General features: G+C 68.2%; 20 protein-coding genes and 1 tRNA gene. 10 read left to right on the plus strand and 11 right to left on the minus strand.

All coding sequences use genetic code 11. The features are described 5' to 3' along the window. Nucleotides 1-12: 12 nt before the first annotated feature. Nucleotides 13-807 (minus strand): hydroxypyruvate isomerase family protein, encoded by a 795-nt coding sequence (locus tag OG394_RS15410; RefSeq protein WP_328996038.1) that lies wholly within the window; start codon nucleotides 805-807, stop codon nucleotides 13-15. 297 nt (nucleotides 808-1,104) lie between these two features. Here OG394_RS15410 and OG394_RS15415 point away from each other — a divergent pair, with 297 nt between their 5' ends. After that, the gene (locus OG394_RS15415) at nucleotides 1,105-3,462 is read left to right on the plus strand and encodes a phosphocholine-specific phospholipase C (RefSeq protein WP_328996039.1); all 2,358 of its coding nucleotides are present in this window, start codon (nucleotides 1,105-1,107) and stop codon (nucleotides 3,460-3,462) included. A 15-nt stretch (nucleotides 3,463-3,477) separates the two neighbouring features. Here the strand turns inward: OG394_RS15415 and OG394_RS15420 are convergent, their stop codons facing one another. Both OG394_RS15420 and OG394_RS15425 read right to left on the minus strand, forming a co-directional pair. After that, nucleotides 3,478-4,839 (minus strand): pyridoxal phosphate-dependent decarboxylase family protein, encoded by a 1,362-nt coding sequence (locus tag OG394_RS15420; protein ID WP_328996040.1) that lies wholly within the window; start codon nucleotides 4,837-4,839, stop codon nucleotides 3,478-3,480. Between the two features lie 126 nt (nucleotides 4,840-4,965). Then, complete coding sequence (locus tag OG394_RS15425; RefSeq protein WP_328996041.1) at nucleotides 4,966-6,024, minus strand: Gmad2 immunoglobulin-like domain-containing protein; 1,059 nt, start codon at nucleotides 6,022-6,024, stop codon at nucleotides 4,966-4,968. 304 nt (nucleotides 6,025-6,328) lie between these two features. On the opposite strand from OG394_RS15425, the gene OG394_RS15430 reads away from it, so the two are divergent. Then, nucleotides 6,329-8,668 (plus strand): beta-N-acetylglucosaminidase domain-containing protein, encoded by a 2,340-nt coding sequence (locus tag OG394_RS15430; RefSeq protein ID WP_328996042.1) that lies wholly within the window; start codon nucleotides 6,329-6,331, stop codon nucleotides 8,666-8,668. A gap of 1 nt (nucleotide 8,669) precedes the next feature. Here OG394_RS15430 and OG394_RS15435 read toward each other — a convergent pair whose 3' ends face one another. Further along, nucleotides 8,670-9,578: a LysR family transcriptional regulator gene (locus OG394_RS15435; RefSeq protein ID WP_328996043.1), complete on the minus strand. Its 909-nt coding sequence runs from the start codon at nucleotides 9,576-9,578 to the stop codon at nucleotides 8,670-8,672. 92 nt (nucleotides 9,579-9,670) lie between these two features. Between OG394_RS15435 and OG394_RS15440 the strand changes: the two genes are divergently transcribed. Continuing rightward, nucleotides 9,671-10,762 (plus strand): TDT family transporter, encoded by a 1,092-nt coding sequence (locus OG394_RS15440; RefSeq protein ID WP_328996044.1) that lies wholly within the window; start codon nucleotides 9,671-9,673, stop codon nucleotides 10,760-10,762. Between the two features lie 176 nt (nucleotides 10,763-10,938). Next, nucleotides 10,939-11,142 (plus strand): cold-shock protein, encoded by a 204-nt coding sequence (locus OG394_RS15445; protein WP_328996045.1) that lies wholly within the window; start codon nucleotides 10,939-10,941, stop codon nucleotides 11,140-11,142. Nucleotides 11,143-11,211: 69 nt separating this feature from the next. Here OG394_RS15445 and OG394_RS15450 read toward each other — a convergent pair whose 3' ends face one another. Then, complete coding sequence (locus OG394_RS15450) at nucleotides 11,212-11,790, minus strand: GNAT family N-acetyltransferase (protein WP_328996046.1); 579 nt, start codon at nucleotides 11,788-11,790, stop codon at nucleotides 11,212-11,214. A 132-nt stretch (nucleotides 11,791-11,922) separates the two neighbouring features. On the opposite strand from OG394_RS15450, the gene OG394_RS15455 reads away from it, so the two are divergent. Next, the gene (locus OG394_RS15455) at nucleotides 11,923-13,290 is read left to right on the plus strand and encodes a hypothetical protein (RefSeq protein WP_328996047.1); all 1,368 of its coding nucleotides are present in this window, start codon (nucleotides 11,923-11,925) and stop codon (nucleotides 13,288-13,290) included. 3 nt (nucleotides 13,291-13,293) lie between these two features. Here the strand turns inward: OG394_RS15455 and OG394_RS15460 are convergent, their stop codons facing one another. From OG394_RS15460 to OG394_RS15475, 4 genes are all read right to left on the minus strand, one after another. Beyond that, complete coding sequence (locus OG394_RS15460; protein ID WP_328996048.1) at nucleotides 13,294-13,719, minus strand: hypothetical protein; 426 nt, start codon at nucleotides 13,717-13,719, stop codon at nucleotides 13,294-13,296. Between the two features lie 289 nt (nucleotides 13,720-14,008). Then, nucleotides 14,009-14,407 carry a M23 family metallopeptidase gene (locus tag OG394_RS15465; protein WP_328996049.1) on the minus strand — a complete coding sequence of 133 codons (399 nt, stop codon included), beginning with the start codon at nucleotides 14,405-14,407 and terminating at the stop codon, nucleotides 14,009-14,011. 73 nt (nucleotides 14,408-14,480) lie between these two features. Further along, entirely contained in the window at nucleotides 14,481-15,518 is a 1,038-nt protein-coding gene (locus OG394_RS15470) for a hypothetical protein (protein ID WP_328996050.1), read from the minus strand. 47 nt (nucleotides 15,519-15,565) lie between these two features. Continuing rightward, a complete protein-coding gene (locus tag OG394_RS15475) occupies nucleotides 15,566-18,835 on the minus strand; it encodes a tetratricopeptide repeat protein (protein WP_328996051.1) in 3,270 nt (1,089 codons plus the stop codon). Nucleotides 18,836-18,946: 111 nt separating this feature from the next. Here OG394_RS15475 and orn point away from each other — a divergent pair, with 111 nt between their 5' ends. The 4 genes from orn (at nucleotide 18,947) to OG394_RS15495 (ending at nucleotide 21,449) form a co-directional block, all read left to right on the plus strand. After that, complete coding sequence (orn, locus tag OG394_RS15480) at nucleotides 18,947-19,555, plus strand: oligoribonuclease (RefSeq protein ID WP_328996052.1); 609 nt, start codon at nucleotides 18,947-18,949, stop codon at nucleotides 19,553-19,555. Between the two features lie 45 nt (nucleotides 19,556-19,600). Then, nucleotides 19,601-19,676 (plus strand) — tRNA-His (locus tag OG394_RS15485). 92 nt (nucleotides 19,677-19,768) lie between these two features. Next, entirely contained in the window at nucleotides 19,769-20,272 is a 504-nt protein-coding gene (locus OG394_RS15490; RefSeq protein ID WP_328996053.1) for a hypothetical protein, read from the plus strand. Nucleotides 20,273-20,405: 133 nt separating this feature from the next. Next, complete coding sequence (locus tag OG394_RS15495) at nucleotides 20,406-21,449, plus strand: CARDB domain-containing protein (protein ID WP_328996054.1); 1,044 nt, start codon at nucleotides 20,406-20,408, stop codon at nucleotides 21,447-21,449. 46 nt (nucleotides 21,450-21,495) lie between these two features. Here the strand turns inward: OG394_RS15495 and OG394_RS15500 are convergent, their stop codons facing one another. After that, the gene (locus OG394_RS15500) at nucleotides 21,496-22,143 is read right to left on the minus strand and encodes a Crp/Fnr family transcriptional regulator (protein ID WP_328996055.1); all 648 of its coding nucleotides are present in this window, start codon (nucleotides 22,141-22,143) and stop codon (nucleotides 21,496-21,498) included. Between the two features lie 4 nt (nucleotides 22,144-22,147). After that, on the minus strand, nucleotides 22,148-24,211 hold the full coding sequence (locus tag OG394_RS15505; RefSeq protein ID WP_328996056.1) for an adenylate/guanylate cyclase domain-containing protein: 2,064 nt from the start codon (nucleotides 24,209-24,211) through the stop codon (nucleotides 22,148-22,150). A gap of 90 nt (nucleotides 24,212-24,301) precedes the next feature. Between OG394_RS15505 and OG394_RS15510 the strand changes: the two genes are divergently transcribed. Further along, on the plus strand, nucleotides 24,302-25,789 hold the full coding sequence (locus tag OG394_RS15510; protein WP_328996057.1) for a flavin monoamine oxidase family protein: 1,488 nt from the start codon (nucleotides 24,302-24,304) through the stop codon (nucleotides 25,787-25,789).

Consider the following 25,789-nt stretch of genomic DNA (forward strand, 5'->3'; position numbering starts at 1 on the left):
GCAGCAGATGTTTCAGTGCATCCAGCCGAGGCTCTCCAGGGTCGACGCCGTGGACGGTTTGTACTCCAGCGCGAATCGACCGCGATAACCCGCGGCCTCGAGGTCTTCGAGATGCCGGGCGAGCGGGATCGACCCGGTCCCCGGTTCGTTCCGGCCGGGCGCGTCCGCGATCTGCACGTGCGCGATCCGGTCGCCGTACGTCGTGATGACCTTGCCGACGTCATCGCCGTTGACCGTCAGGTGGTAGAGATCCGCCAGTAGGCCGAGGTTCGTGACCCCGGTCCGCTCGACGTTGGTGATCACGTCGACCACATCCGCCGCGGTCAGCAGTGGATAACGGTCCGCCCCGCTGAGCGGTTCGACCAGTACCGTGCCGTCGATCGGGCGTAACGCCGCGGCCGCGAGGGCGAGATTCTCGATCGCGAGCTCGTCCTGCGCGGCCGGGTGCACGCCTTCGATCCTGTTGCCGTACAACGCGTTGAACGCCCGGCATCCCGTCCGCTCGGCGATGCCGAGGACCACCGCGAGATTGTCGCGGAACTCCAGCGAACGGGCCGGCCAGGAGGCCAGACCCCGATCACCGGCGGCCATATCCCCGGCGGCGAAGTTCAGCCCGATCAGGCTGACTCCGGCATCCGCCAGGGCGCGTTCGAACCGGTCGACCTCGCCATCTTCGGGCACGGCCGATTCGAATGGCCACCAGAACTCCACCTCCTCGAACCCAGCAGCACGCGCGGCCGCCGATCTCTCGTAAAGGGGAAGCTCGGTGAACAAGATCGAGCAGTTGACGGCAAAGCGCAGCGACATCTGTCCCACCTTCCGGAGGGGCTCGGTATACGGGATACAGTAGGCCGCACCCCCACCCCGGTCAACCCTCCACCCCACGTCCTGACATGCCTCGGCATTGGGCAAGCGCCTTCCAGGATTGGGTGATGGGGCCGCGCGCTGACCAACGGAGGGCGGGTGAGTGAACGAGAAGTGGCGCCGAAACATTGCGTGGAATGGTTCGTTAAAGGGCTGTAATGCGCAGGTGTTGACAGTGCGGCGGGGGTGCGGTGTGCTGGCGGGCGTTGTTTCGAGTCCGTCCGCCCCGGAGGAGAAATCGTGAAGCGTCGTGATCTGCTGCGTGCGTCCGCTGCCGTTGCAGGGTTCAGCTTGTTGCCCATCAATTTGCGTAATGCGCTCGCGTTACCGGCACCGACCGGTGGTGGGCTGGAGATGATCGAGCACGTCGTCATCTTCATGCAGGAGAATCGCTCGTTCGACCACTACTACGGCAGCCTTCGGGGAGTTCGTGGGTTCAGCGATCCGACGGCTATCGGGTTGTCGAGCGGCCGGTCCGTGTTCCACCAGCCGACTGGCAATGGCAGTGGCTATGTCCTGCCATACCAAGTGGCCGACCAGTTCATGGCCGGCACTCCGCACGGCTGGGGTGACAGCCATGCCGCGTGGAACAACGGCCGCAACGACCAGTGGGTGCCGTACAAGACAGTGCGCACTATGACGCACCTGCGCCGCGAGAGCCTTCCCTTCTACTACGCCCTCGCCGACGCGTTCACCCTGTGCGACGCGTACCACTGCTCAGAGGCCGGCCCGACGAACCCGAACCGGATGTACATGTTCACCGGCACGATCGGCTACGAACCCGGTACGACGAACAGGGCCATCGGCAACGACAGCTGGGACAACCCGACGCACACCGGCTACACCTGGACGACGTACGCCGAGCGGTTGCAGCAGGCCGGCCGGAGCTATCGCGTCTACCAGGAGTGGGACAACTACGGCGACAACTCGCTGGAGTACTTCACCACTTATATGGACGTCGCGAAGAAGGCGCTCGCGTACACCGGCCATGCCAAGCTCTACTCGTTCTACTACGCGATCGAGAAGGCCACGCCCGCGGACCAGCAGACGATGCTCGCGAATCTGGCCAAGGGTGTCGCCACGCTGACTCCCGAAGAGCGGACCATGTACGACGGTGGGCTGCGGCGGGAACGGCCGGGCCAACTGGCGAGCGCCTTCAAGGCCGACGTCGACGCGGGCCGGTTGCCTGCGGTGTCGTACGTCGTGGCGCCCGAGGACCAGAGCGAGCACCCGGACTGGGGACCGAATACCGGCGCCGAGCTGGTGAAGCGAGTGCTCGACGCGATCGCGGCCAAGCCGGAGGTGTGGAACAAGACCCTGGTGCTGCTCAACTACGACGAGAATGACGGGTTCTTCGACCACCTCCCCGCGCCCGCGCCGCCGCTGAGCACGAACGACGGCCTGAGCACGGCGCCGATCACGGACGAGGTGACGCTGAACGCGCCGATCGGCCTGGGCGCGCGGGTGCCGATGATGGTGGTGTCGCCGTGGAGCCGCGGCGGCAACGTCTGCTCGGAGGTCTTCGATCACACCTCGGTGGTCCGCTTCCTGGAGCAATGGACCGGAATCGCCGAGCCGAACATCTCGCCCTGGCGCCGGGCCGTCTGCGGCGATCTGACCAGTGCTCTCGACCTGACCACGGCCGTGGTGACCTATCCGAACCTGCCGACGCCCGTCCCGACGAGTGGTCCGTGGAGTACCAAACCGACGCCGCCGAATCCGCAGGTCTTCCCGCTGCACGAGCCCGGCGTACGGCCGGCGCGTCCGCTGCCGTACAACCTGACTGTGTCGAGCCGGGTGACGCAGGAGCGGTTCTGGATCGACTTCCGGAACGACGGTATGGCGGGCGCGCACTTCTTCGTACACGCGACGGGCGCTCGCACCGACGGCCCGTGGCGGTACACGGTCGAGGCCGGCAAGACGCTGACCGACTACTGGATCGCCGGTACGCCGACGGGCGCGTACGACTTGACGGTGACCGGGGCGAACGGCTTCCTCCGGCGCTTCGCGGGCAATCGCATCACCACCGGCAAGGCGAATCCCGAGGCCACGCTGCGCTACGCCCCCGCGGATAATCAGGTCTGGGTCAGGTTCGCCAACCAGGGCAGCGTCGCGTGCACCTTCACCGCCCGGGTGAACAACCGCGCGGGCGGGCCGTGGACGTACACGGTCCAGCCGGGTGGTTCGGTCGAGGACTTCTTCAACGTCGGCGGAACCTACGGCTGGTACGACGTGACCCTGACGACCGACGGCGGGTTTGTCCGCCGATTCGCCGGTCATGTCGAGAAAGGGGCCCAGAGCAACAGTGATCCCGTGATGGGGTCCGGCGCTCTGCCCAGTACCGTGAAAAGCTCGGCGGATAAGGAGATCCAGCTTTCACTCGGCACCTCCCGCACCATCACCGGCGTGCGCTTCACGCCTCGGGTGGCCGGCCAGTTCGAGCTGTTCCTCAGCAATGACGGCATCACGTGGGGCTCACCTGTTGCCGTCAGCAACAGTCAACCGCTTCGCTGCTGGCCGGCCAAGGCGCAGTACGTCCGGGTGCGCGCGTCCACGGGCGGCCAGCAACCGTGGGCCGTCACGCCTCTGGGCTGGTAGGCCTCTGGTTGGTAACTACGCCGACGCCGCGGCGGTGATCGCCTCGACCGAGAGGTCGACGTCCGCCGCCGTGGTGAGGTAGTTCGAGACGGAGATCCGCATGTACCGGCGGCCGTGCCACGTCGTACCGCCCATCCAGCAAACGCCACCACGCTGGACAGCCTCGATCACCCGGTCGGTCGTGGCGTCATCGCCGTACGACACCAGGACTTGATTGAGTACGACGTCGTTGCCGATCTCGAACCCAGCTGCCGCGAGCTGGTCCGCGAACCGGCGGGCCAGTTCGCAGCAGCGGTCCACCAACTCCGTGACGCCGTCGCGGCCGAGCTCCTGCAGACCCGCCCAAACCGCGAGACCACGGGCGCGACGCGACGACTCGGGCGTGAAGTCGCCCAGCTCGTACACGTCGCCCGCTCCGACCAGGTACGGCGCCCGGTACGACATCGCCGCCGCGTGCGAGGTCGGGTGTGCGCAGAACGCGAACCCACTGTCGTACGGCAAGTTGAGCCACTTATGCCCGTCGCAACTCCACGAGTCGGCGCCTTCGAGCCCTTTCACGAGGTGTTTCGTCCGTGGGCTGGCGGCCGCCCAGAGACCGAACGCGCCGTCGATATGGGTCCAGCCGCCGTACGCACGGACCAGCGCGATGGCGGCTTCGAGTGGATCGACAGCACCGGTGTTGACGTTGCCCGCCTGCAGGCAGACGATCAGCGGGCCTTTGTTGCCTGGGTCAAGCTTTTGGCTCAGATCCTCGATATCCAAGGCGCCTTGGGCATCGGTCCGGACCGGTGTGATCGCCTCGGTGCCGAATCCAAGCAGGCGCAGAGAGCGATCGATGGTGCCGTGACGTTCCTCGCTTGCCAGGATCCGCACGCGCGGCGCGCCGGCGAGGCCGAGGCGTTCGACGTCCCAGCCGGCTTGCGCGAGGACGTGGTTCCGCGCTGCCGCGAGGCCGACCGTGTTGCCAGCCTGGGCGCCGGTGACGAATCCGGTCGAGGCTGTGGCCGGGATGCCCAGCACGTCCTTCAGCCAAGTGCCGGCCGTCTCTTCGGCCGCGGCGGCGGTTGGCGACAGGACGCCGTTCCAGCCGTTCTGGTCCCAACCGGTCGCGACGATCTCGGCAGCTGTTGCCGAGGGCAAGGATCCACCGTTGACGAAGCCGAAGTACCTTGGCCCGGCGCTGGCGACCAACCCGCCATCCGCTGCCTCAACCAGATCAGCCAGTACGTCGGAAGCAGGCCGCCCCGCCGCACCCAGCGGCCTCGCGAACCCAGCCTTGAGCTCGGCGCCCGACAACCGCGCCCGAACCGGCCGATCCGTCAACGAAGCCCGGTAGTCGGCGGCATGCGCGGCAGCAACTCGCAACAAGTGCTCCATGACCCGACTCTACCGAGGACCTTCTTTTGCGTTCATTCGTCGGAATCCGCCCTCCAGCCGAGCGGACATGTGCGGGTCCGCGGCGGGAGAGGGCGGATTCCGACGAATGAACGCAAAAGAAGGGGCCTAGCGGACGGTGAAGGATTTGGTGTCGCGGGTGGTGAGGGCGCCGTCGTGGGCGGAGTATTCGGTGCATTCGATGAGGTAGTCGCCGGGCGGCAGGCGGGTGGTGAACTCGAACGGGCGCAGGGTGGCGGGGTCGTCGCCGCTGAGGACCATGGCGGCGTTCCGGTCGACGGTTTTGCCGGTGCGGGTGTTCCAGATCCGGTAGGTGACGTTGCCCTCGAAGGTCATCGCGAGTCCCGTGATCTTCACCGAACCGGCTGCGGCGATGGTCGCGTTCTCGGTCGGGCTGGTGATCCAGACCGGCGCGAGGATCTTGGCCGCGGGCAGCGCCTTGCTGTCCAGCGCCCCGCTCCGGATGCCGAGCGCCTTGCCCTGCAGGGTGATCCGGACCGGGAGTTGCTGCGCAAACGCACTCTGGACCGTGTAGACGAGCTGCTGCATGGCCGCGTCGCTCAGCCAGTCATCCCCTGAGGCCTGCGAGGTCTGCGAGGCCCGTGGGGTCTGCGAGGTGTTCGGCAGCGAGGCGAAGTCGACCACGATCACGCCGTTGGTCTCGCTCACCGAGGACACCTTCGCGCCGGTCCAGCCGGAGAAGTAGTCCGGATCGGGCACCTTGCCGGTCAGCCTGCGGACGGCCTGGACCGCCGCGAGACCGGTGAAGGACTCGACCGTGCGGTACAGCCTCGGGGTCTTCGAGCCGGGTTGATACCCAAGCCAATAGACCGAGAACTTGGCAACCGGCTTGCTCACTCCCCTGGACGGCTGGGACTCGCCACGCACGGAAGCACCAGCCGCCTCCGGCACCGGCACGACCACGCCGGACTGCTGCACGGCCCCGGGCAGCATCGTGAACAACCCGATGGTGGCCGCCGTACCGATGACCGCGGCCCCGATCGTCGTCCGCAACCACGGCCGGTGGCGAGCCTCGTCAGGTTCTTCACCAGCCCGGATCCGCGCCTGGATCGCCTCCAGCCCTTGCCGCGGCTGCTCGCCGAACTCCGCCTCACGCCACAGCGATACCCGGATCACGTCATCGAGCGACTCTTCGTCGTCGCTCATGACGCACCCGTTTCCCGGTATCCCGCGGAGAGTTCCGCTAAAACCTGCACGTACTTTGACGCCGAACCAGCCCGTCCGGTTGGCGCGCCCTCCTACTAAAGGACGAGCCGGTCCCCCAACCTCGAGCCGGACAGCGTTGTCACATCCGACCATTGCGCCAACTCATTCCGTGCGTTAGTGCGTGAAAAGCGCAGATTTCGTGCACTCACGGCCTTGCGTCCCAGTGCGTAGACGGGAAAGACTTCCGAAGGTCATCCGATCACTGGTCGCGCCCTGGAGGTATCCGCCCATGTCCCGTCCGAGGATGCCGTTTCGGTTCCTTGTCCCCCTCGCCGTGCTCGGTGCAGTCGTCGTACCGGCCGGCCAACCCGCCACCGCGGCAAGCGGCGGCGATCTGCCGGTGGTGTCACCCACACCGCAGTCGATCAGCCGTGCCGGAGACCCGGTCGAGGTACCGGACCGGGTCCGCCTGGTGACCGGCGCCGACACCGACCCGATCGCGCTGCAACGCCTGCGGGCCGTACTGCGCAGCGCCGGCGCGGAACAACTCACCTCAGGCCCCGCCGCCCTCACCGTCCGGCTGGGTGCCGCCACCCGGGCCGACGTGAAGGCAGCCCTCGGTTCGACGCCGGTGCCGGCGCACGCGGAGGGCTACGCCCTGCGAGTCGGTCGGTCGACTATCGCGCTCGGCGGCGTCGACGCTGCCGGACAGTTCTACGCCGTCCAGACCCTGCGGCAGCTCGTCCAAGGTCACCGGATCGCGGGCGCCGGGGTCAGCGACTTCCCGTCGATGCCGTTGCGTGGCTCGATCGAGGGCTTCTACGGTCCGCCCTGGACACCCGCGGAGCGGCTTGACCACCTGGACTTCCTCGGCGACACGAAGGCGAACACCTACGTCTACGCGCCGAAGGACGACCCATACCACCGCGAGCAGTGGCGCGAGCCCTACCCCGCTGAGAAGCTCGCCGAGCTGACCGCGCTGGTCGACCGGGCGGTCGCGAACCACGTCCGGTTCACGTTCGCGCTCTCGCCGGGCAACTCGATCTGCTACTCCGACCCGGCCGACACGGCCGCGCTTCTGGCCAAATTCCAGGTGTTCTACGACCTCGGCGTCCGGTCGTTCTCGATCCCGCTCGACGACATCAGCTACGGGAGATGGAACTGCGCCGCCGACCAGACCAAGTACGGCGCGCCCGGCCGTGGCCCGGCGGCGAAGGCCCAGGTGGACCTGCTCAACACCGTGCAACGCCAGTTCATCGCCACGCACGAGGGCGCGAACCCGTTGCAGATGGTGCCGACCGAGTACGGCGACCTCACCGATACGGCGTACAAGCAGACCATCCGTACGACGCTCGACGGCGCGGTCCAGGTGATGTGGACGGGCACCGACGTGGTGCCGCCGGAGATCACGAACGCGCAGGCGTCGCGGGCGGCCGAGCTGTTCGGCCGGAAGGTGTTCGTCTGGGACAACTACCCGGTGAACGACTTCGGCCGCACGGCGGGACGGCTGCTGCTGGCGCCGTACGACAAGCGGGAGGCGGGCCTGTCCGACCACCTCAGCGGAATCGTGTCGAACCCGATGAACCAGTCCGCGGCGAGCAAGCTCGCGGTCTTCACGATGAACGACTTCTCCTGGAACGACCGGGGCTACAACCGCGCCGTGTCCGGCCGGCAGGCTGCGCTATACGTTGCCGGGGGCAACAGTCGTACGGCGGACGCGGTGCAGTTCTTCGTCGACCTCAACCACGCCGCGCCAACGTTCGGCTCGCAGCTTTGGCAGCCCCAGTCGCCAGTGCTGAAGGGGAAGCTGGACCGCTTCTGGGCGTCGTACGAGACCGAGCCGCGGGCCGCGATCTCGGAATTCCGCACGACCACGCGGCAGCTCGAGCAGGCGCCCGCGGTGATCCGGGCCGGCGTACCGGACCGGCTGTTCCTGCACGACGCGTCCCGCTGGCTCGACGCGACCCAGGTCTGGGCGCGATCGATGGCGGCCGGGCTGGACGTGCTGTCGGCGATCGACGCCGGCGACGCCGACCGGGCGGCAACGGCACGCAAGTCGATGGAGGCCCTGGCGGCCGCTGCCGGCCAGATCGTCGTCGATCCCGCCGAGCACCATCAGCGTGGGCCGGTGAAGATCGCCGACCCGTATATCGAGGAGTTCGTCACCGCGGTCCAGGCGCGGCACGACGAATCGCTCGGTCTGCCGCCGCTGGTCGAGCTCGCGAAGGGCAAGACCGCGACGCAGGTATCGGACTACGACGCGGCGTACAGCGCGGACAAGTCGGTGGACGGAGACCTGTTCAACTTCTCCACCACCGGCGGGACCGAGCCGCAGCCGTGGTGGCAGGTCGACCTCGGATCGAGCGCGGACCTGGAGCAGATCAAGGTCTACAACCGGACCGACTGCTGCGCGGATCGGGTGAAGGACTACCACGTGCTCGTCTCGGACCAGCCGTTCACCGGCACGCTGGCGGACAACCTCGCCAAGCCAGGCGTCTGGAGCCACCACGAGACCGCGCAGGCCGGCAACCCGACGGCGATCCCGGTCACGGCCCGGGGACGCTATGTCCGGGTCTGGCTCGCCACCACCGTCAACACCGAACTCAACCTGGCCGAGGTGCAGGTGCTTGGCCGAGTCTCCTGACTTACCCGCGAAGCGCGATCGCTAGGAGGTCGCGAACCGGCCCGGCGGGCGGTGTGGCGGAGCCGGCCCACACCGCCCGGAGGGTGCGCGTCAGGTCCAGCCCGTCGTACGGCACCTCCACCAGACGACCTGAGGCCAGGTCGGACTCCACGGCGTACCGGCTGAGGATCGCGGGCGCGTTGCCGGCCCGCACAGCCTCCCGTACGGCGGTCGAGGTGGTGAGTACGACGGCGGGCTCGGCCGGTTCGAGGCCGTGCGCGGCGAGGGCCTTGTCGAGTACTTGGCGGGTGCCGGATCCGTGTTCGCGCGCGCTCAACGGCGTACGAGCGATCTCGGCCGCGCTGATCGGCGTACGGCGGCGCGACCAGGGGTGGGCCGGATCGACCACGAGCACGAGTTCGTCGGCCCCGACCGAGCGGCTGCGCAGGCCCTTCGGCGCGGTCGGGCCTTCGACGAAACCGACCGAGGCGGCGCCCGATCTGACCGCGTCGGCCACGTGATCGCTGTTGGTCGCGGTGAGGTTGATCGTCGGCCGCCCGTTGCCCTGGCGGAGCTGGACCAGCCAGCGCGGCAGCAAGTGCTCGGCGATCGTCATACTCGCGGCGATCGTCAGCTGGCCGGCCTGGTCGTCGCGCAGGGTGGCGATGGCGTTATCGAGCTCGTGCGCGTGGTCCAGCAGTTTTGCGGCCCATTCGACCAGGACCGTGCCCGATTGGGTCAGCCGCGAGCCGCGTGGGGTGCGCTGGAGCAGGGTGCTGCCGACTTGGGCCTCGACCGCCCGCAGGCGCTCGGAGGCGGCCTGCTGGGAGATGCCGTGCAGGCGCGCGGCCGCGCCGATACTGCCTTCGCGGGCGGTATCGACCAGCAGCGCGAGTGACGACAGGTCGGGCATCCGCGGACTCAAGCTCACCTTGTGACCGTACCGCAGTCACAAGCTCCCCCTGTGACCACACAAGAACGCGCCCGCTACCGCCGACACGCGCGGGCGGCGAACCTCGACCTATGACCGCAACAACGCTCGACCGGCCAACGCTCACCACGCCGGCCAAAACGAAGGCTCCCTGGTTCGACAACGTCGGGCCGAACTGGTTCGCCGCCGTGATGGGCACCGGCATCGTCGCGAACGCCGCGGTCACCCTGCCGTTCGAGGTTCCGGGCCTGCTGGTCCTGGCGAAGGCCATCTGGCTCCTCGATGTAGTGATCCTCACCACACTCCTGGCCGCGACCACCCTGCACTGGGTGCGTTATCCACAGGTCGCCCGCAGCCATCTCGAGCACCCCGTGATGGCCAATTTCTACGGCGCTCCGGCGATGGCCTTCATGACCGTCGGGGCGGGCGCGCTGCTACTCGGCAAGGACCTGATCGGCATCCGGCCGGCACTCGCGATGGCCGCCGTTCTGTGGATCGCCGGTACGGCGCTGGGCCTCGCCACGGCCGTCGTGGTGCCGTACAAAGCCATCACCAAACACCGGGTGCAAGCGGACTCGGCCTTCGGCGGCTGGCTGATGCCGGTGGTGCCTCCGATGGTCAGCGCGGCGACCGGTCCCTTGTTCCTCCCGCACCTGCCGGCCGGGCAGTGGCGGCTTTCCTTGCTGGTGTGTTGCTACGCCATGTTCGGCCTGACTCTGTTGGCAAGTGTGCTGGTCATAGCCATGATCTGGACCAAACTGATCCACCACGGCGTGGGTGCCGCCGCAGCCGTTCCGACGTTGTTCATCGTGCTCGGACCGGTCGGCCAATCCATCACCGCGGCGCACAATCTGGGCGAGGCGGCGACCCCGACGTACGGCCCGGCGTTCCGCGCTTTCGGCCTGCTCTACGGGTTGCCGATGTGGGGTTTCGCGATGCTCTGGATCGCCCTCGCGGCGGCGATCGTCGTACGCACCGTGCGGACCACTGGACTGCCGTTCACGCTGACCTGGTGGTCGTTCACCTTCCCCGTCGGCACGGTGGTCACGGGCACCTCCGGACTGGCCGTCGCGACCGGCTCGACGCTGCTCGCCGTGACCGCCGGAATCCTCTACGTAGGACTCGCCGCCGCGTGGCTCGTCGTCGGTCCTCGAACACTTGGCCTGTTGCGTGCTAGGGTTTGACCAGGTTGCTCGCTGTTTTGCAGTTCCACGAACGTTGCTTTCGAACGCCCGCGGATTGTGATCCGCTGGGCGTTTTCTCATGAATGGACCTCGTCCGACGTGGGAGGGCTCACCCGGCAGTGACCGGGGTGCCGGTAATTTCGCCGGCCCCTAGTACCCCACGAAGGAGATTTAACATGGCTAACGGAACCGTGAAGTGGTTCAACTCGGAAAAGGGCTTCGGCTTCATTTCGCAGGAGGGCGGCGGCGCTGACGTCTTCGTTCACCACTCGGCGATCCTGACCGACGGTTACCGCTCGCTGGACGAGAACCAGAAGGTCGAGTTCGACCTCGCCCAGGGCCCCAAGGGCCCGCAGGCGGAGAACGTTCGCCCGCTCTGATTTTCAGCAGCATCTGAACCACGCTTAAACCGAAGGGCCCGGCCTAACCGCCGGGCCCTTCGGCCGTTCTCAAGCGACTTGGTGCCGGTTCTTGCCGGCTTGATGCCGGGTCTCTTGAGGCAGGGCAATCGTGGGGCGGAGGTGGAGGCGCCAGCGGACCTCGGCGGCCTGCAGGCGGGCCGTGGGCGTCAGGCCTGCTGCGGCGGCGACCGCGGCCGATGCGGCGTGGTCCGGATGGACGTGGGCGATCACCGTCGGCACGTCGTGCGAGACCAGCCAGCCGACCAGACCGCGCGCGGCTTCCTTGGCGTAGCCGTGGCCCTGGAAGGCGGGCGCGACGACCCAGGCGATCTCACCGACCAGCCCGTACGCCGACGGCGAGACCGTGGCCTGGACATAACCGATCAGGCCGGGGGCTTCGTGGCGGCGCAGCACCCAGTTGTGCCAGGAAGCTGACTTGTCAGGCGGTCCGGCGAGCTGACGCTGGTAGCGAATGGACAGGTCGGCGACTGTCGGCGGAGTCCCGCCGGTGAAGGTGTAGAGGCTCTCGTCGGACAGCGCGCCGGCCATCTCCTCGGCGTACTCAACTCGTAACGGAAGCAGCGCGAGCCGCTCTGTCCGAATGGCCTCAGTCTCGACTAGGGTCACGGGCGCACCTTCCCGGCCGGTGTCTTACACCGGTCTCGCTCGTTCTCTCATCGATGTAAGTCCATCGATACCCGCTCCACGCTCCGCCTAAGCCTGAAAGTCGTCGTTGATGAATGAGATGGTTTCCGCCCGGTGACCCGACGTCCTCGCGCGGCCGCAGCCCTGGTCGCAGTGCTCATCCTGGTGGGTTCGGTGCGAACCGTGCAGGAGAACATCTGGTCGACCTCGTCCGGCGCGCCCGCGGACCGCGCGAAATCCGACACCTCGCTGGCCGCGCAGAACGTCACGCCGACGCCTACGCCATCGCCATCCCCCACGCCGACGCTGCCGCCGGTCAAACGGATCACCCAGCGCCCGTTCACGTTGCGCGGCAACCTGGACGGCGCGCCGTACGAGATCCGCGTGCCGAAGAAATGGAACGGCACGCTGGTGATCTACGCGCACGGGCTGCGCAATGCCCTGCCTGACGGTGGCCGGCACAACACCCCGGCCGAGGCGTTCCTGAGCGATTCCGCCGAGAAGGAGCTGCTTGCGCGCGGTTATGCGCTGGCCGGTTCGGCGTACCGGACGGATGGCTGGGCGGTCGACGAGGGTACGACGGACCTGCGCCGGCTGGCGACGTACTTCGAGGCCCTGGTGTCGAAACCGCGCACCACCTTGCTGGCGGGTTTCTCGATGGGCTCGGTGATCGCGTTGAGCGAGGCCGAGCGGAACGACCTGTACGACGGGGTGCTCGGCGGTTGCCCGATCGGCGCGGGTACTCCCCGGACGTTCGACGCGATGCTCGATCTGGCGCTGGCCTATGACGCGATCTGGGGCTGGCCCGCGGCGTGGGGAACGCCCGGCGATCTGCGGGACGACCTGAACTTCCCCAAGGAGGTGCTGCCGGTTCTGCTGCAGCGCCTCGCGGAGCCGGGTGGCCCGGCCCGGTTCGAGCTGATGCGCACACTCGCCGGCATCCCGAAGGGGCCCGAGTGGCCGGAGCGGGTCTGGGGTTTCGCGACCACGACCCGGGCCCAGCTCGAACAGCGCGCGGGTGGCCCGTTCGTGCAGAACCTCGATCACACGTACGGCCTGACCGGGATCGACCAGCTGCGACTGCGACAGCTCGGCCTGCCGCAGCTCGAGATCGACCTGGTGATGTCGCGCATCGCCCGGGACCGGATCAGCGCCGGCCCCGGCCGGTCGTACGTCGAACGGTTCGGCACCTTCCAGGGCGACCTGAACCGGCCGGTGCTCCTGCTCGGAACCCGGGCCGACGCGCTCGTGCCGCCGTCCCACGTGCGGGCCTACGAGCTGCAGGTGAGCGCCAAGGGCGATTCCAAGTTCCTGATGGATGCCTGGACCAACGGGCTCGGCCACTGCAACTTCAACCCGCGCCAACTCGCCACCGCCATCACGGCCCTGGAGAACTGGGTCAAGACAGGCCAACGGCCGGGACCGCTGCCGGCGAAGTTCGGATTCTTCGAACGTACGCCGGCCCCGTGGCCCCAGCCGTAGGTACTAGTTGGAGCAGAGTCCCCGCATCTGCACGGCGATCAATACGCCTTCGAGCCGCTTGCACCGCGCCGTGTTGACGTAGAGCCAGTACGAGCTCGAGCCCGACGGCAGATCGACGTACATCGTGTCCGGGGTAGGGAAGCTGTAGCTGCCGCCACTACTCGTACCGTTCAGCGGCCGGTCGAACGACGCCCGCCACACGTAGTTGGCGAAACCCTTGGTGGGCGAGATACCGGCGCCATACGGATACCGCGCGGCTACGACCAGACGGTACGACAGGTAGGACGCAGGCCGGGTCAGGTTGACGGTGACGCCATTGCCCGACGTCCGGCCGCTACCTACGGTCTGCCACTTCGACGCCAGCCAGTGCTGCAGGTACACGGTCGTGCCTGTCGGCGGCGCCGGGAAGACGCGGCCGGTCGCCCGCATCGCGCCAGTGGTGTTGTTCGTGGTGGTGATGCTGTCGAAGAAGACCTTTCTGGTTGGTGACCGGATAGCGCACTGGGCTGTAGGCGCCGGTGTAGACGGGCGACCCGGCGAAGTAGGCCCGGTAGTCGTACGCCCCGGACTGGACCACCTAGAACGCGAAAGTCCCGTCAGCGTTGGTCTTAGCCGTCTTGTACGTCGCCCAAGCAGCCTTGTTATGCGCAGTGCGCTGCAACTGGACCCGTGAGAGCCACACCAAGTGCCAATGCGGCGGCAAGGGCTCTGAAAACCTTCATTCCGTCCTCCCCAGTGGTTTGTGCAGGTGTTCCAGCAGATCGAACAGCGGACTGCGATGGTCCATGTACCGGTAAGGCGCGACACGTTCCTCGTAATGCAGGCCGTCTCCCCCCGTCGCGCCGAGCCGGTCCCCCGTCTCCACCCACGCATCGCAGTCCACCGCCGCTTCCGACAGATGAGCGTAGAAATGACGAATTCCATTGCTCTCGACAACGACCAGCAGGCCGTACGTCGGTGTCGGCCCGGCCCGCACCACCACCCCCGCCAAGGTGGCACGGACCGGCGTCCCCCAAGCCGCTAGATAGTCCCGCCCGGTGTGGTACCCGGCGGGCCACCGGTCCCCGGCCACCCCGAACTCGCACCCCACGAGCACAGGCCGGACAGGTATGGCCATCAGTCCCTCCTCGGATCGCCATCGGCTGGACCCGATCCTGCTCAGGAACCTTCAGCCAGTCTTAAAGCGGCTACTAGATCGAGCAGAGACTCCGCATCCGGACTTCCACCCGGTAGTCGCCGCCGAGCTGCGCGGAGAACCTGATCGTCATCTCGTTCTCCTGAGCGATGAGGTCCGCGGAGTACGGCACGTTCGTCCCCGGCAGCAGGTCCGCACTGAAGAGGTACCGACCAGTGGCGAGGATGACGTAGATGTTCGTTGGGTTGGACGTAGACGCGATCAAGCCGCCTTCGACCAGCCTGCAGCGGCTGGTGTTGACGTGCACCCAGTACTCACTCGAGTGCGGCGGCAGATTGACGTTCATGATGAACGGGCCGTTGAAGGTGTGGCTGCCGTCGCCGGTCGTCTTGATGATCGGCCGGCCGAACGAGGGCCGCCACTGGTAGTGCGCGAATCCCTTCGTCGCCGAGATACCCGCGCCATACGGGTAACGAGTAGCTACGACCAGCCGGTACGACAGGTATGACGCAGGCCGGGTCAGCTTGATCGTGACGGCGTTGGAGGACGTCCGTCCGCTACCGACCGTCTGCCACTTCGATGCCAGCCAGTGCTGCAGGTACACGGTCGTGCCTGTCGGCGGCGTCGGGAAGACCCGGCCCGTGGCCTGCATCCCGCCGTTCTCGTAGTTGGTGGTTTTGATGGTGTCGAAAATGACCTTCTGCGTGGTGACCGGATACCGCACCGGGCTCAGTGCGCCGGTGTAGACGGGCGACCCGGTGAAGTACGCGCGGTAGTCGTACGCGCCGGACTGCACCACGGAGAACGCGAAAGTCCCGTCGGCGTTGGTCTTCGCCGTCTTGTACGTCGCCCAAGCAGCCTTGTTATGCGCAGTGCGCTGCAACTGGACCGTCGCGTAGTTCACGCCCGTCGTCGTGCCGTAGCGCCACAACCTGCCACTCAGCTTGATCGTCGTGCCGTAGACCCCGGACGACGGTGCCGCCAGACTCACGGCGGTAGTGATCTTCGCCTGTGGCGCGGCCGCGGCCGGCCCCAGACCAGTGAGTGCCACGCCTAGTGCCAGCACAGCGGCAACGGCTCTGAAAAGCTTCATCCTTACCTCCCCAGGTGGTTAACCGTCACCACCCAACCAGCGAGGCTTCAGCCAGTTTTAAAACCGGTCTCCGCGGCACTGGGGAAGGGGGCGGGCTCTACGTCTAGCTCGCCCATGCGGAGGCTGTAGGTGCGGTAGGCCCGGCGTGCTTCGCCGTGGGCGCCTGAGGCGACTAGGGAGGTCACCAGCGCCAGGTGGGCCCGTTCGTCGTACTGGTCGCGCTGGAGAACGCGGAGCAGGTAACCCGCCGCAGCGTCGTGGTCGTACCCAGCGGTCGCTCTAGCCGCCAACTGCCGCGCCACCCGGACGTAGAGCGCCCGAGCCTCCTCGCGCAGACCCGCGGCCCAGTCGGCGTACAGGTCCTCCTCCAGGAAGTCACCGCTGTACGACGCCTCGGCTGCTCGCAGCAGGCGGGTACTACGGCCCGCGTCGGCGGTGTCGAGACCGGCCCGGGCGTCGCGTAGGAAGGCCTCGACGTCCACTGCGATCTGGTCACCGTCGAGCCAGGCAGTTGCTCGGTCTGCTCCGACGTACTGATCGGCCGGGTACTTCTTCTCCGGGTCGAGCACAGACCGCACAGTCGACAGGGCGACGGACAACCGCGGCGACGCGACACTCTCGTCCTCGTCCGGCCAGAGCAGGTCCAGCAACTGCGCACGCGCCGTCGGACGGCACCGCTTGGTTACAAGGATCTTCAGGAGGTCTCGGGCCTTCTTGGACGGCCACTCGTTCAACTGCACGGCCTTGCCGTCGCGCAGTACTCGGAAGCCGCCAAGACACTCAATACGAACAGCGGGCGGCCCTGTCTGCTCGCTGACCGCAAGGGCCTCTGCAGCATGCCTAGTCGCCCCTGCAGCCAGGAACCGCTCACGAGCGCGAAGAGCCAGCTCACGCGCCTCAGACCCGCTAGAGCGACGTGCGAGCATCAGCTCCGCCCGGGCCTCCCCCAGCGGGTCCCCGATCTCCCGACGAATGTTCAGCACCTCATGTACGTCGCCCTGGTTAGCCGCCGCTAGAAGTTCTAGAGCGTCCGCCAGACCGCACCGATCGCGTCGCCGCCTGCAGAGGGCTGCAGCCTCGTCGGCGGCATCAGTCGCTCCTACGGGATCCCCACTGTGCAAGGCAACCCAGCCAAGTGCCACCAGCGCGCCAGACTGCCCAAGGACGGGCCCGAACGACACTGCACGCCTAGCCAACTGTGCGAGCTCCACAGCGCGATCAGGCTCTTCCTCCGCCAGCACGCGGGCCAACCCGGACAGCGCGGGCACTAGCGCCTGCAAGTCCTTGGCGTCGCCCACCATCGTTATGGCCTCTTCGTAGCAGGCCCGGGCCGTTGCTAGGTCTCCCCGCTCGCGGTAGACCTCACCAAGCCCAGCTAGTGGCTGTGCCGCCCGCTTCGAGTCCAGCCGCTGGAAGACCTCACGGGATGCCTCGAGCTCGCCAATGGCCTCGTCCAGTCGTCCGAGCCGCAGCAGGGCCTCACCCCGGTTGTTGAGGGCCAGACCGCGGTAGATGGCGAATCCGGCCCGGGCGGACAACTCCAGGGCGATATCGAGCTCCGCGATGGCCAGGGCGTAGTTGCCCTCGCCGTTGTGATGCGAACCCCGGTTCACCCGGATCCGGATGACCTGCAGCAGATCGCCGGCCTGTTCGGCATAGTCGAGCGCCCGCAGGTAATTGCTGGCGTTGCCGCGCGGATCGCTGTCGCTCGCGGCCAGCATCGCCAGCACGGTGTGAGCGGCCGCGAGCGCGCGCGGATCCCCTGCCCGGCGTGCGGCGTCATGCCCGGCCGCGGCAAGTCGCCGGCACTCCTCGAACTCACCGCGGACCCAGTGCGCCCCCGCCCACCAGGCCTGCAACATCCCTTCGTCCGCGAGGTGCTGCCCATCGATCCGGCCCCGGCTGTACGTCGCGACGGCCAGGTCCGTCCGACCGCGCAAGTGGTGGATCTGCCCTAGCCGCCAGGCCACGCCCGCGTCGATCGAACCGGTGGCCGGGATGATCCGGTCGAAACAACGCTCGGCGCCGGCCCAATCGCCGAGGACTTGGCGCGCTTCGCCTTCCAGTTGGTCGATCGCGGCGTCGCGCAGGTCGGGCGGCAGCTCCTCGATGGCCCGCACGACGCTCTCGGGGCGGCCCTGCGTGATCATGGCCTGACCCCGGTCCCGGATCAGCTTCGCCGCCCGCGAATGGTCGACCGGCAAGAGGCAGGCCAGCGCATCCGGCAATTCGCCCGCCTGCTCGAACCATGCACCGGCCTGCCGCATCAGGCTCGCCAGCTCATCCGGCGCCAACGGGATCCGGGCCCGGGCGAACTCCCGCACCAACGGGTTGAGCTGATAGCTGTCGCCTGCCGTGACGAGTAGACCTCGTGTATGCAGTTCCTCCAGTATGTCGCTCGCGCCCTCGAGCCCGATCGCCTGACAGAGCTCGGGCCCGAATCGCGGCAACTCCGCCACGCGCGCCACCAGCCGCCGTACCCGCTCGGGCTCTGCCGCGAAGATCTCCTCGGCCAGGAAGTCGTACACCGGGCCATCCGGCCGGAGCGCCCGGGTCAACCGGTCCTGGCGCTGCTCGGCGGGCGTCGTCCGCAACGCCTCCACCGCAAGCCGTACGGCGGCAGGCCAGCCACGGACCGCGGCGTGCAACCTTCCCGTTAGCGCCTCACCGCCGTCACCGAGCACCGCCTCGGCCACGGCCCAGGTCTCGGGCCCGGTGAACGCGAGCGTCGGCCCGTCGATCTCGAGCACTTGCCCTCGGCCCCGAAGCCGGTCGATCCCGAATGGCAGCGGCGTACGCGAGGCGAGCACGAGGTGCAGGTTGGCCGGGGCCACCCGGACGAGGGCCTCGATCAACCGCGAGGCCGGATCGCCGGGCGCGATCTCCTGCAGGTCGTCGATGACCAGCACCAGGTCACCGGTGAGGTGTTCCTCGAGGGCGTCGGCCAGGACAGCGGCGTACGCCAGGGCGCGGGTCTGCTGCTCGGCGTCCGCATCGGGACCGCGCGCGCCCTGCAGTTCGGCGGTCAGCACGGCCGAGATCCCCGGCACCTTGAGCCGTAAGGCCTCGACCAGGCCCGTCACCATCGCCGCGAGCGACCCGTCATCGGAGCGAACGGTGAACCACGCGCACGAACGCTCCGCCGCCCACGACGCGAGCAACGTCGACTTGCCGAACCCCGCGTCGGCGACGACCGCGGTGAGCCGGCGGCCCGCTCCTTCGTCGAGCAGCGCGAGCAGGCGCGGGCGCTCCACCGTGCCCCCCGGCACCTCCTGTGGCACCGCCCGTCCCGTAGTCCGGCGACGCTGCGCAGCCATCCCGCCTCCCTCTGCTGTCGACCCAAGGACAGCAGGTCCGGGAGGCGCCCGCAAGCACCTTTCGGCCAGCCGCCGTCGGCTGGCCCGGCGGCGCCCGTAAGGTGGGTGATCATGAACGACCGGCTGGTGTGGATCGACTGTGAAATGACCGGCCTCGACTTAGTGGCCGACGCCCTGATCGAGGTTGCCGTACTTGTCACGGACTATGAACTGAACGTGCTGGGTGACGGCATCGATCTGGTGATCGCGCCACCCCCGGAAGCCCTTGCGCAGATGGGCGATTTCGTCCGCGACATGCACACCGGCTCCGGCCTGCTCGAGGAACTGCCCAACGGCATCACGCTGGCGGACGCCGAGCAGCAGGTGCTCGACTTCATCTCCGGCTACGTGCCCGAACCGCGCAAGGCCGCGCTGGCCGGCAACTCCGTCGGCACCGACCGCACCTTCCTGGTCCGGGACATGCCGCGGGTCGAGGCGCACCTGCACTACCGCAACGTGGACGTCTCCTCGATCAAGGAACTCGTCCGCCGCTGGTACCCGAGGGTCTACTACGCGACGCCGGCCAAGAACGGCAACCACCGCGCGCTGGCCGACATCACCGAGAGCATCTCGGAGCTGCGGTACTACCGGCAGACCGTTTTCGTGCCCCAGCCCGGGCCCGACAGCGACACCGCGCGGGCCGCGGCCAGCCTGGTTTCGGGCCCGATTTCGTCCCTCTGACAACCGCCGCTATGATTACCCAGCCGCCGCGAGAGCGACGACATGGTGGGTGTAGCTCAGCTGGTAGAGCACTTGGTTGTGGTCCAGGTGGCCGCGGGTTCGAGTCCCGTCACTCACCCCATGCAGGAGACGAACGGCTTCGCCCTCGGGGCGGGGCCGTTCGTCGTTCAGGTGCCCGCCGTTCGTCGCCGGGCCGGCCGGAGGGGCTTGAGCATGGCAGGTCGTGACATCCGCGTCGCGTACGCCGGTGCCATCGTCGTCACCACTCTGATCGGCCTCCTGTCCTTCAGCGTCTTCGTCCTGGCGCAGGTCTTCGGCGGCTCCCCCTCCCCCGATCCACAGCCTGTCGCTGAGCAGCCGGTCGTCACCTCGGTCACGCCTTCGCCGACGACCGGCTGGGTGGAGAAGCGCGCGACGATCGTTGGCGTGCGGGCCGGGAAGAAGAACCCGCGCGCGCTCGTCATGGTCGTGGCCCTGCCGGTCGGATCACCCGGCTGTGCGCGCGGGCTGCACGCGCGCATCATCGACGAGACGTCGACCGAGGTAGCCGTGGAGACGCGGGTTTCGAGTCTGCGTCGTCGCTGCGAGGTCATCTCGAAGACCATCGCAGCCACCGCCCGCGAGCCGCTCGGCGATCGACGGCTGATCGTGAACGGCGACGCGTGGACGCGCAACGCCAAAGGCAGCTACCGCCGCTGCGGCGCCACCTGCGGCTAGTCCCCGTTCCTGCGGCTAACCCCCGGGCCGAAGTGTCAGCACTTTGACAGTTCGTTCGTCACCGACGTCAACGACGCCACGCTGCTGCCGTTCCACCATCGAGTCATCCGCTTTTCCCACCGAGGAGGACCCGATGAACACCACCAAGAACACCCGACTCTTCCGAGCTTTCGCAGCCGGCGTGCTCGGCCTGGCCGGACTGGTCGGCGCCGCACTGCCCGCGTCGGCCTTCGACGGCGGCCCGCCACCGCCGCCCAGCGACGAAGATCCGGCCGGGACTTACCTGGACCTGGCCGGCGGCAGCGCCAAGGTGACGCCGTACGGAAGCACGGAGTGGCAGGTCGACGTGACCGTGCATAACTTCGGGAACACCTACACCGCGCCGTTCACCAACACCTTCCACGTGGACGGCACCACGCTGGTCGCCACCAGGTCGATGGGCAGCATCGCGTACCACGGATCCCGGACGGACTCGTTCCGGATCCCCCGCACCGGCTGTTTCGTCCAGTTGAAGCTGACCGTTGACTCGGGCAACGTGGTGACCGAGCGGTTGGAGAGCAACAACACGACGTGGCTGGTCGGTCAGGCGACGAACCCGTGCTCGACCGCACCCAAGTACACGATCAAGGCCGAGACGTTCCGGGCGGCCGACGAGAGCAGCTTCAACCAGGGCTCGGACGAACCGTTCTGGAACTTCAGCTCGGTCGGTACCTCCGGCACCGCCAGGACGACCCAGACCAAGGTCTTCTCCGGCGTCGACACCGGTGAGACCCACGCCTTCGCCTCGACCGAGGGCTGCCTGTGGCGCACCTGCGGCGTGGGCGACTACGCGCCCAACGGCGTCGGAATGTCCGTGCAGTTGTGGGAGAAGGACCAGGGCGACATGACCGCGAACCAGGCCAAGGCCGCGGAGTACTTCCGCTACGCCGGCTATATCGCCACGGCGGCCGGTGCACCGCCGTGGGTGACCAAGGCGATCCCGTACGTCGCTGAAGGCGTCAAGTGGGCAATGGAGTACCTCGAAGACGACCTGATGAAGACCGACACCTTCGCGTTCTCGCCGGCCGACCTGGCCGCCAAGGCTCCGCTCAAGGGTCAGTCGACCATCACCCCCCGCTACCTGGAGGGCGGGGGTGGCATCTACTACCTCAACCTGCGCGTCACCCGCGTGAGCTGAGCTGCCGAAACCCCTCTCCGCCGTCGCGGAGAGGGGTTTCGCCATGTCAGCGGGCGGTCTTGGCCAGGCCCGACGCGTCGAGCACAGTGATCCGGCCGCGAGCCACGACCAGCACCCCGTCGCGTTCGAACTCACCCAGCACCCGGTTGACGGTAGCCCGCGAGGTGCCTGCCAGGTTGGCGAGATCCTCCTGGGTGAGCGGGATCTCGGGCTCGTCGGCGTAGGTACCGGCCAGGTCGAGGAGGCGGCGAGCCACTCGTTTGTCCGCGGGCAAGTAGAGCGCCTCGACGAGATGCTCGGACAGCCGGCGTACATAGTCGGCGAGCAGGTCGATCAGGACCTGGTCAATGGCAGCCCCCTCGGCGCGGAGCCGAGTGAACTGGGCCCGGTTCAGCGTCCAGGTCTCGGTCCGCTCCAGCGCGACGGCGGTCGCGGAACGAGTAGCCGCGTCGTCGAGCAGCGCCAGCTCACCGAACCCCTCGCCGGGACCGACGATGGTGAGTGTGGCCACCTCACCTAGCGGAGTGGTGATGCGGATGGCGACGTGACCGCGCTTGACCAGATGAAGGGAGTCGCCCGGATCGCCCTCATGGAAGATCACCTCGCGGCGTGCGAACCGGCGGTGTCTGCCGCTCGCGAGCAGCTGACGGCGGGCTTCCGGAGTGAGCGATGCGAGCAGTGGCCAGTCAGCCATCAGGTCACCCCCGCAACGTCTCGAGGACAAAGGCAGCGACCGGCTCGCTCTTTCCTTTCACCGGGACCAGGCCGAGCGGGCGCAGGTCGGCACGATCGCCGAGCAGCTCCCGCGTTATCGGCCCGATCACGACTTCGCCGGGCTCGGCCAGGGCTTGCAGGCGGGCGGCCAGGTTCGTCGTATCCCCGATCGCGGTGAAGTTGCGCATCTCGGCGCTGCCGATGTTGCCGACCAGGGCCGGTCCGCTGTTGACTCCGACCCGGAACGGCGGCCAGTCCCGCCCGGCCGCCACCTGCGCGGTCGCCTGCTGGAGCCGCAGCCCCGCGCGGGCCGCGCGGGCGGCGTGGTCGGCCTGCCGGACCGGGGCGTTGAAGACCGCCATCACCTCGTCGCCGACGAACTGCACGATCGTGCCGCCCTGCTCGAGAATGACCGGCACCGCGGCACCGAAGTACGCGTTGAGCATGGTTACGACCTGGTCGGGAGCGGTCCGCTCGGCGAACGGGGTGAATCCGCGCAGGTCTGCCATCAGCACGCTCACCTCGGCGATCGAACCGCCCAGGCCGGCCTGGCTCGGATCCGCCAGCAGCGCGGTGGCCACGTCGGGTGACATGTACGAGCGGAACAGCCCGTCGAGCTGGTGGTAGAGCCGCGCGTTCTCGAGCACGATCGACAGCTGGCTGCCGAGTGAGCGGAGCAAGGAGCGATCGACCTCACCGAAGGCGGCGTACGTCCGCTTCGCCTCCAGCACCCCGGCGGCATGGCCTTTCACGTCCAGCGGCACCAGGTAGCGGTGACCGTCCGGGCTTTCGACCGGCTCCAGAGACCTCAGCGCCTCGTCGCGGTCGGCATCAGCAGCGCCGGCGGGGCTCAGGTCGCGGCCGACGAGGGCGAGCGTGAGCCGATCGGGGGCGAACGCGTCGGCCACGATGTCCATGGCGCGAGTCAGCAACTCGGCCTCGTCGCGGATGACGCGGGCATCGCGGCCGATCCTGACCAGTCCACCGAGGCGCTGGCGTTGGGTCCGTTCCGAGCCGAGCGCGCCGGCGCCGCGTTCGAGCACCTCCAGTTGCCGTTCGGTGAGGTTGAACCGAGCCGCCAACCGAGTCGCCACCCGCGACACCGGCTCACCAACTTGGCCCTCGGCCTGGCGCTGCATCGCGGTCGCCATCTCCTCGAGCGCCGCGGCGTGGTCCTGCCGGATCTGCTCGATCGTGCGGTCCAGGGCGACGCCGTGGAACAGCCCGGCCGGCGATCCTTCCCGGACGTACTGGACATAGGCGCTATAGGCAACGAACGCGAAGGCCGCGGTCATCAGCAGATGCCACTCCCACCACGACGCCTGCCAGTTCCGCCCGTACGCCACCGAGATCATCGCCTCGGCGAGCAGCACGAAGGCGGTCGTGATGCTGATCAGCATCACCGCGGGACGGCGGCGATGAAGACCGAAGTACCGCAGCGCGGCGTACAGATACAGCGCCGTGGCACCGAAGGCGGCGTACCGCAGCGGCCCAGCCGTGTCCTGCGGTGGAATCGCCCGGTCGAGCGGGGGCAGGCCGGCGAGCGACAGGACTCCCCAGGCGGCGAGAAGGACCAACACCACCACTCGCAGCGGTGTCCTGAGCCGCCGTACCCGCGCGGCGCCGGTCTGACCGAGCTCGAGCGAGGACGCGGCCGCGAGAACCGAGGCCAGGGCCAGCCCCACCGGGGTGGCGAACACGAACCCGGCATTCGGACCCGACAGGATCACCTGCGGCGTCGCCAGCGCGTGCAGACCGAGGAATCCCGCGCTGATCACGAAGGCGATCGAGACCAGGAACAGCCGTGCGTCGTCTCGGCGAGCCGCGGCCCGGCTGATCAGCACGGCGAGAACGACGTTGACAACGGCGGTCACCAGCACGAGGCCGAAGTGGGCTCCGTGGTGCTCCCAGTGGACGTCGAACCGCGGTTGGCTGACCAGCAACCACAAGGCCACCAGGGGAATCACCAAGTGCAACGCCCAGACGGCGACGCGTATCCACGCGGCGCTCGCGCCGCGCGTCGTCGCTGACCGCCCGATCCCCGTCACAGCAACTCCTCCCTTGGATCGTACGACGACCTGCGGCAGTCGGCTGGTTCGTCATTGCGATCGGTCGCACACAGGCCGATCATCAGGACCATGGGGGATGCGACGATCGGCTCCCTGCCGGGCATGCCGTCCCCGGCACAGGCACCGCCGATACCCGCGACGGTGCTGCGAACGGTGCCCGCCGGCCTCGGACCGCGCCCCGGCCCGCGCAAGCGAGTGGTCATCATCGGCGCGGGAATGGCCGGCCTGGTCGCCGGGTTCGAACTGGCCCGGCAAGGCCACGAGCCGGTGATCCTCGAGGCCCAGAACCGGGTGGGTGGCCGGATCTACACCCTGCGCAGCTTCGCACCCGGTCTGTACGCCGAGGCGGGCGCGATGCGGATCCCGCGGGTCCATCAGCTCACCCTGGAGTACTGCCACTTGTTCGGGCTGCAGCTCCGGCCGTTCGTGATGGACAACCCCATGGCCCCGGTCTATCTCGCCGGCCGCAGGATGACGCTGGCGCAACTCGACCACGACCCGTCGCTGATCCCGTTCGAACTCGCCTCGCACGAGCGCGGCCGGACCTACGCCGAGCTCTGGGCCGAGGCGACCCGCGAGGTCCGCGAGCTGTACGAACAGAAGGGTGAGGCAGCACATACGATCCTCGGCCGGCTGTACGACCAGTACTCGATCCGCGATTTCCTGAAACAGCAGGGCTTCTCGGAAGGCGCCGTAGAGCTGTTCGGCGTACTGAGCTACCGCGAGGCCAACCTGGGCGCCTCGGTGGTCGAGCAACTGCGGGAGATCCTCGGCCGCGCCTTCGAGGACATGCAGGAGATTGCCGGCGGCATGGATCTGCTGCCGAACGCCTTCTACCAAAGGCTTCGCCGGCAGGTACGACTCGGCGCCCAGGTCGTTGCCGTCGATCAGGATGCGGACCACGTCACCGTCCACTACAAGACAGCCTCCGGGACGTACGCCGAGTCCGGCGACTACTGCATCTGCACGGTGCCCTTCGGCGTACTGCGTCACCTGGACTTCGTGCCGCACCTGTCCAAGGGCAAGTACCGGGCCATTCGGTCGCTCAACTACAACCCGTCGACGAAGATCCTGCTGCAGGTTCGCCACCGGTTCTGGGAGCAGCACCACGGCACCGGCGGCGCCACCCCCACCGATCTGCCCATCCGGCGCATCGTCTACCCGTCGCACGCACCGGCCGACGAGGAGCGCGGCGTCCTGCTGGCGAGCTACACCTGGGGCCAGGACGCCGCCCGGTGGGGAGCCCTCGGCCCGGCCGAACGGATCGCGCTGGCGCTGAAAGACGTGGCGAAGATCCACCCCGAGATCTTGCGGGAGGTCGAGGGCGGCGCCTCGCACGCCTGGTACAACGACCCCTATGCGGTCGGAGCCTTCGCCCTGTTCGAGCCCGGCCAAGAGACCGCCCTTCACAGCGACATCGTGAGACCCGAGGGACGTGTCCACTTCGCCGGCGAACACACGTCGCTGTGGCACGCGTGGATCCAGGGCGCCCTCGAATCAGGGACCCGCGCCGCCACCGCGATCCACGAAGCCCCCGCGGCACACGACAGCCGGTGA

Source organism: Kribbella sp. NBC_01245, from assembly GCF_036226525.1.
Classification (GTDB): Bacteria; Actinomycetota; Actinomycetes; order Propionibacteriales; family Kribbellaceae; genus Kribbella.